Origin of the sequence: Streptomyces sp. NPDC101225 (assembly GCF_044767585.1) — a bacterium.
Classification (GTDB): Bacteria; Actinomycetota; Actinomycetes; order Streptomycetales; family Streptomycetaceae; genus Streptomyces.
Map to the genome: position 1 here is coordinate 342,810 of NZ_JBIWOE010000001.1, position 6,156 is coordinate 348,965.

The following is a 6,156-nucleotide window of genomic DNA, read 5'->3' on the forward strand; positions in this document are numbered from 1 at the left end:
CCCGCCGGGGCCGAGTCTCCCGGGTCAGGAGGGCACGACGGCCACGGGGCAGCGGAAGCGCCCCAGCGCGTCGGGCAGCGTGGCACTCGCGCCGGAGTGCCGTCCCACCACCACGAGCTCGGCTCCCTCCGAGGCATGGGCGAGGGCCTCCGACGGGGTGAACAGCAGGACGTCCTCCAGCACGTCGACGTCCGGATGCTTCCTGCGCCAGGGCCGCAGCGCGTCGGACAGCAGCTGCACCTCGTTGTCCTCCCAGGTGGCGCGGTCCTCCTCCAGGATCGGCAGGGGAGGGGCCGCGGCACGGTCGGGCAGCGTCCAGGCGTGCACCGCGTGCAGGCGGGCACCGCGCAGCCGGGCCGCTTCGAAGGCGAAGTCGAGCGCGGCGGCCGACGGGTCGCGGACGTCTACGCCGACGGCCACGCCGGCGGACCGCCACGGAGGAGCCTCCCCGGGAGTCGCGCCCGGCACCAGGACCACCGGCCCGGCCGACCGCGCCGCCACGGCGGCCGCGGTCGAGCCCACGGCGGTTCCGGCCCGGCCGCCCTCGCCGCGCAGGCCGAGCACGAGCAGTTCGGCGTCCCGGCCCACGGCGCGCAGCACGGGGCCGGGCGTGCCGATCTCGCTCTCGGCCCGGGCCCGCAACGCCCCGTGCCGTCCGGTGAGTTCGGCCACCACATGGTCGGCCACCGCCTCCGGGTGGTACGGCCACTGCTCCACGGGATCCAGGGAGGCCGGCGGCACCACGTGCACCACCCGCAGCGGCAGTCCCCGCAGCAGCGCCTCCCTGGCGCCCCAGTCGGCGGCGGCACGGCTGCGTGCCGACCGGTCGACGCCGACGATGATCTCTCGTTGCATGGTGCGCCGCCTTTCGGGCCAGGTGTCCTGAACACTCTTCCCCGCGTCCCGCCGGCGAGCAGGGGCCGAACGGTCCAGGCCGAAGACCTGGCGGCCCATGGCTGCCGGCAGGCCGCGGAACGACGCTGGTGGCGAGGAGCAGACCGAGCGCTGGAGGTGCGCATCATGCTTCCGCCCGTCATCGCCGGTGTCGACGGATCGGCCGAGAGTCTGGCAGCCGCACAGTGGGCCGCCCGTGAGGCCTTACGCCGTGACCGGCCCCTGCAGCTGTTCCACGCCTGGAACTGGCATCCCCGCCAGGACGACGGCGAAGGGGCCACGGCCGCCCAGCGCCATCTCGCGCGGCGGTCCCTGCGCGCGGCGGAGGACCGCGTCCGCCGCACCTGCCCCGGGGTCCGGCTCGACCCCGACGTCCAGGTCGAGGGCCCGGCCACCGCCGCCCTGCTCAAGGCCGGCGAGGGGGCCGACCTGCTCGTGCTGGGCTCGCGCGGCCTGAGCGGCTTCACCGGCTTCCTGGTCGGCTCGGTCGCGCTGGGCGTGGTGGCTCGCGCCACCGGGCCCCTCGTCCTGGTCCGGGCCGGCGAGGAGGCCGCCGACGAGCACCTTCCGGACCGGGAGGGCCGCGGAGCCACCGACACCGGCTACCGGGACGTCGTCCTCGGCGTCGACGTCGGGGACCCGTGCGACGAGGTGATCGAGTTCGCCTTCGAGGAGGCCCGTATGCGGGGCACCCGCCTGAAGGTCGTGCACGCCTGGCAGCAGCCCTCCCCGGTCGGCCTCGGGCCCGGCGACCTCGGCCTGCTGGCCGCCCCGGACCGGGCCCGGGAGTGGCTCGGCTATCTGACCGCCGTCCTGCAGGTGTGGCGCGACAAGTACCCCGGCGTCGAGGTCGCCGAGACCGTGACCGAGGGCCGCCCCCAGTCCGTGCTGGTGCGGGCCGCCTCCGGGGCGAGCCTGCTCGTCGTCGGCCGCCGCGCCACCGAACGTCCCGCGGGCCCGCGCACCGGACCCGTCACCCATGCCGCCATCCAGCACGCCGGCTGCCCCGTGGCCGTCGTGCCCCACGCCTGAGAGGGCATCATGACCAAGCCGACGAAGTACGTCTACGCCTTCGCCGAGGGCGGCCGGGACATGGCCGCCCTGCTCGGCGGCAAGGGCGCCGGGCTCGCCGAGATGACCAGGATCGGGCTGCCCGTCCCGCCCGGATTCACCGTCACCACCGAGGCCTGCAAGGTCTATCTGAACACCGGCCAGGAGCCGCCCGAACTCGCCGTCGAGGCGGCGCAGGCGCTCGCCGGCCTGGAGCGGGCGATGGGCCGCACCCTGGGTGCCCCCGACGATCCGCTGCTGGTGTCCGTGCGTTCGGGCGCCCGCTTCTCGATGCCCGGCATGATGGACACGATCCTCGACATCGGCCTCAACGACGAGTCCGTCACCGGGCTGGCCAAGGCGTCCGGGCAGGAGCGGTTCGCCTGGGACTCCTACCGCCGGCTCATCCAGATGTTCGGGCACACCGTGCTGGGCGTGGACGGCGACCTGTTCGAGCAGGCCATCGCCGCGCACAAGGCCCGGCGCGCGGTCGCCGACGACCACCTCCTCGACACCGCCGAACTCGTCCAGCTCACCGAGGAGTTCAAGGCGATCATCCGCCAGGAGACCGGCGCGGACTTCCCGCAGGAGCCGGCCGACCAGCTCGCCCGCGCCATCCGGGCGGTCTTCGACTCCTGGAACACCGAACGCGCCCACGTCTACCGCCACCGCGAGCACATCCCCGAGGACCTCGGCACCGCCGTCAACATCCAGGCGATGGTCTTCGGCAACCTCGGCACCGACTCCGGCACCGGCGTCGCCTTCACCCGCGACCCCGCCACCGGGGAGCAGGGCGTCTACGGGGACTACCTGCCCGACGCCCAGGGCGAGGACGTCGTCGCCGGTGTGCGCGACGCCCTGCCGCTCAGCGAGCTGCGGACGCTCGACCCCCGCGCCTACGCCGAACTCGGCGACCACCTGCGCACCCTGGAGAACCACTACCGCGACCTGTGCGACGTCGAGTTCACCGTCGAGCGGGGCAAGCTGTGGGTCCTGCAGACCCGGGTCGGCAAGCGCACCGCCGAGGCCGCCTTCCGGATCGCCCACGACCTGCGCGAGGAAGGGACGATCACCGCCGACGAGGCCCTGATCCGCGTCGACGGCGCCGCACTGACCCGGCTGATGTTCCCCCGCTTCGACGCGCGGAGCACCGACCGGCCGCTCGCCCACGGCGTGCCCGCCTCACCGGGCGCGGCGGTCGGCGCCGTCGTCTTCGACTCCGCCGAGGCCGTACGCCGTGCGGCGGCCGGCGAGCGGGTGGTCCTGGTCCGCAGGGAGACCACCCCCGACGACCTGCCCGGCATGATCGCCGCCCAGGCGGTCCTCACCAGCCGGGGCGGCAAGACCAGCCACGCCGCGGTGGTCGCCCGCGGCATGGGCAAGGTGTGCGTGTGCGGTGCCGAGGAACTGGCCGTGGACACGGCCGCGCGGCGGTTCACCGCACCGTCCGGGACCGTGGTCCGCGAGGGCGACGTCGTCTCCGTCGACGGCACGGCGGGCACCGTGCACCTCGGAGCCCTTCCGCTCACCGCCTCCGACGTCGGACGCGCCCTGGAGACCGGCACCGCCACGGACACGCTCACCGACGCGGTCCTCGGCGCCCTCGGGCACGCCGACTCCGTACGCCGCCTGGAGGTGCGGGCCAACGCCGACACACCCGAGGACGCCGTGCGGGCCCGCGCACTGGGCGCGCAAGGGATCGGCCTGTGCCGTACCGAGCACATGTTCCTCGGTGAGCGCAGGTCGCTGGTCGAGGCGATGATCCTGGCCCGCGACGACGTGGCACGCGAGCGGGCCCTGGACGCCCTGCTGCCGCTGCAGCGGGCCGACTTCACCGCCATCCTGCAGGCGATGGACGGGCTGCCGGTGACGATCCGGCTGATCGACCCGCCGCTGCACGAGTTCCTGCCCGACCGTACGGAACTCGCCGTCCGTCTCGCGGGCACCGCGCACCCGGACCCGCACGAGCGTGAACTGCTCGCCGCCGTCGAGCGGATGCACGAGCAGAACCCGATGCTGGGCCTGCGCGGCGTCCGGCTGGGCCTGGCCGTGCCGGGCCTGATGGCCATGCAGGTCCGGGCGGTCGGCGAGGCCGTCGCCCAGCGGCTGCGCGACGGCGGCGCACCACGGGCCGAGATCATGATTCCGCTCGTCGGCACGGTCGAGGAGCTGCGGCTGGCCCGAGCCGAGGCGGAACTCGTGCTCGGAGAGGTGGAGACCGAGGCCGGCCGGGCCCTGGACTGCCCGATCGGGACGATGATCGAGCTGCCGCGGGCCGCGCTCACCGCGGGCCGTATCGCCGAGGAGGCCGACTTCTTCTCCTTCGGCACCAACGACCTCACCCAGACCACCTGGGGGCTGTCGCGCGACGACGCCGAGGCGTCTTTCTTCCCGCTCTACCTGGACAAGGGCGTCTTCCCGGTGTCGCCGTTCGAGACGATCGACCAGGAGGGCGTCGGCCGGCTGGTGGAGATCGGTGTCCAGGCGGGCCGTGCGGTCAAGCCCCGGCTGGAGACGGGCGTGTGCGGGGAGCACGGGGGAGACCCCGACTCCATCCACTTCTTCCACCGGGTGGGACTGGACTACGTGTCCTGCTCGCCGTTCCGTATCCCGGCCGCCCGGCTGGAGGCGGGCCGCGCGGCGCTGACCGAGACCACCGGCACCAGCGACACGAGGTGAGCGTGTGAGGCCACCGCCACCGGGCCGTTCCGGGCGCCGCACCCCTCCCGCGGCGCCCGGAACACGTCCGGCGCCGACCTGGAGACGGCACACTGCAACCATGCAGAAGCTCTCGCTCGACGCCCGCATCCGCGAACACCTCGAACGGGCCGCCGCGTCCTCCACCGGCCGCAGCGCCGAGACCGTCTACGGCGGTCACGAACACGTCCTGCGCCAGACCCTGATCACCCTGTGCGCCGGCACCGAGCTGGCCGAACACGACAGCCCCGGCGAGGCGACGGTGCACGTGCTGCGCGGCCGCGTACGCCTGCGCAGCGGCGGCGACGTGTGGGAGGGCAGGACCGGGGACCTGCTCCTGGTCCCACCCGCGCGCCACAGCCTGGACGCCCTGGAGGACTCCGCCGTTCTGCTGACGGTCGGCAGGACCGGCTGACCGCGCCCGCCTCAGCGTCCTCGGGGGCGGCCGGACGCCGGGACCCGGCCGGCGTACGGATATGCGCACGCCGGCCGGGTCCTCGGTCTCCGCGCCGCTCCGGCGCGCCCGGACCGCCGCTGCCCGACGAGCGGCCGCCTCAGCCCCAGCGGCGCCGGTCGGTGGCCGAACTGGTCCGGGTCGGCGTGTTGCCGAAGTGCGGCAGCTCGTGCGGGGTCGGACGCCGGCCGCTGCGGGGCACCTCGTCCGGTTCGCGGTGCTCCGGCACCTCGCGGACCGGGCCCTCGTCCGGCAGCCGCGGCTGCTCTTCGGGCCGGGGCGGGGCGGGTTCGCGGCGCCTTGTGCGGGCGCCCAGGACGACGGCGCCGATCAGCAGGACCACGATCACCACACCTGCCGCGACGAGCCCCATGGCGGCGGCACTGCCGGCGGCGATGTCCATGGTTGCGCTGTTCATGGCAGCCGAGTACCCCCCGCCCCCGGAGCGAACCGGCCCGCCTGGGGGAGGGCGGTCCGCACGGCGCGAGAACCCGTGTTTGACGGCAGGGTCTGCGGCAACCCGCCCGGTGTGACTTCGACGACCCAGCAGGAACTCTTCCAGTTCCTGGAGGACCGCTTCGCCTGCGCCCAGGCCTGCACCGAGTGCGCCCGCGCGTGCGCACTGCGCGCGAGCCTGGTGGACACGGACGGAACGGAGGAGCAGGAACTCGTACGGCGCAAGGGCATCATGTGCGCGGAGGTGTGCGACGCGACATGCCGGGTGCTGTCCGAGCAGAACCGGCTCGACGAGTCCGGCATCCGCGTGCAGGTCGAGTGGTGCCGCACGGTGTGCCTGGAGTGCGCGCACGCCTTCGACCGGCACTGCGGGGCACAGGACGGCGCGCGGGCCGCCCGGGACTGCGCGCGGGCGTGCACGGAATTCCTCGCCACGCTGAACTGACGCCCCTGCGGCGCCCTCCCCCCGGCACACCGGCGCGGACCGGCTCGCGCCGTCGCCCGTGACTCCGGCTCGCGCCGTCGCCCGTGACTCCGGCTCGCGCCGTCGCCCGTGACTCCGGCTCGCGCCGTCGCCCGTGACTCCGGCTCGCGCCGTCGCCCGA

General features: G+C 74.9%; 6 protein-coding genes. 4 read left to right on the plus strand and 2 right to left on the minus strand.

What is annotated here, in order from left to right; translation table 11 throughout:
• Positions 1-24 precede the first annotated feature (24 nt).
• A complete protein-coding gene (locus ACIRPX_RS01615; protein ID WP_404187255.1) occupies positions 25-855 on the minus strand; it encodes a universal stress protein in 831 nt (276 codons plus the stop codon).
• A 165-nt stretch (positions 856-1,020) separates the two neighbouring features.
• Here ACIRPX_RS01615 and ACIRPX_RS01620 point away from each other — a divergent pair, with 165 nt between their 5' ends.
• The 3 genes from ACIRPX_RS01620 to ACIRPX_RS01630 all read left to right on the plus strand — a co-directional run bounded on the left by ACIRPX_RS01620 (position 1,021) and on the right by ACIRPX_RS01630 (position 5,056).
• Positions 1,021-1,926 (plus strand): universal stress protein, encoded by a 906-nt coding sequence (locus ACIRPX_RS01620; RefSeq protein WP_404187256.1) that lies wholly within the window; start codon positions 1,021-1,023, stop codon positions 1,924-1,926.
• Positions 1,927-1,935: 9 nt separating this feature from the next.
• Entirely contained in the window at positions 1,936-4,623 is a 2,688-nt protein-coding gene (gene ppdK, locus ACIRPX_RS01625; RefSeq protein ID WP_404187257.1) for a pyruvate, phosphate dikinase, read from the plus strand.
• Positions 4,624-4,723: 100 nt separating this feature from the next.
• The gene (locus tag ACIRPX_RS01630) at positions 4,724-5,056 is read left to right on the plus strand and encodes a cupin domain-containing protein (RefSeq protein ID WP_404187258.1); all 333 of its coding nucleotides are present in this window, start codon (positions 4,724-4,726) and stop codon (positions 5,054-5,056) included.
• 139 nt (positions 5,057-5,195) lie between these two features.
• On the opposite strand, the gene ACIRPX_RS01635 is transcribed toward ACIRPX_RS01630, so the two are convergent.
• Positions 5,196-5,513, minus strand: a complete 318-nt coding sequence (locus ACIRPX_RS01635; protein ID WP_404187259.1) for a DUF6479 family protein — start codon at positions 5,511-5,513, stop codon at positions 5,196-5,198.
• A 111-nt stretch (positions 5,514-5,624) separates the two neighbouring features.
• Here ACIRPX_RS01635 and ACIRPX_RS01640 point away from each other — a divergent pair, with 111 nt between their 5' ends.
• Positions 5,625-5,996 (plus strand): ferredoxin, encoded by a 372-nt coding sequence (locus ACIRPX_RS01640; protein WP_404187260.1) that lies wholly within the window; start codon positions 5,625-5,627, stop codon positions 5,994-5,996.
• Positions 5,997-6,156: the final 160 nt, after the last annotated feature.

Coding starts and splice junctions, on each gene's coding strand:
- ppdK (WP_404187257.1), top strand. CDS start 1,936: ATGACCAAGCCGACGAAGTACGTCTACGCCTTCGCCGAGGGCGGCCGG.
- ACIRPX_RS01620 (WP_404187256.1), top strand. CDS start 1,021: ATGCTTCCGCCCGTCATCGCCGGTGTCGACGGATCGGCCGAGAGTCTG.
- ACIRPX_RS01615 (WP_404187255.1), bottom strand. CDS start 855: ATGCAACGAGAGATCATCGTCGGCGTCGACCGGTCGGCACGCAGCCGT.
- ACIRPX_RS01635 (WP_404187259.1), bottom strand. CDS start 5,513: ATGAACAGCGCAACCATGGACATCGCCGCCGGCAGTGCCGCCGCCATG.
- ACIRPX_RS01630 (WP_404187258.1), top strand. CDS start 4,724: ATGCAGAAGCTCTCGCTCGACGCCCGCATCCGCGAACACCTCGAACGG.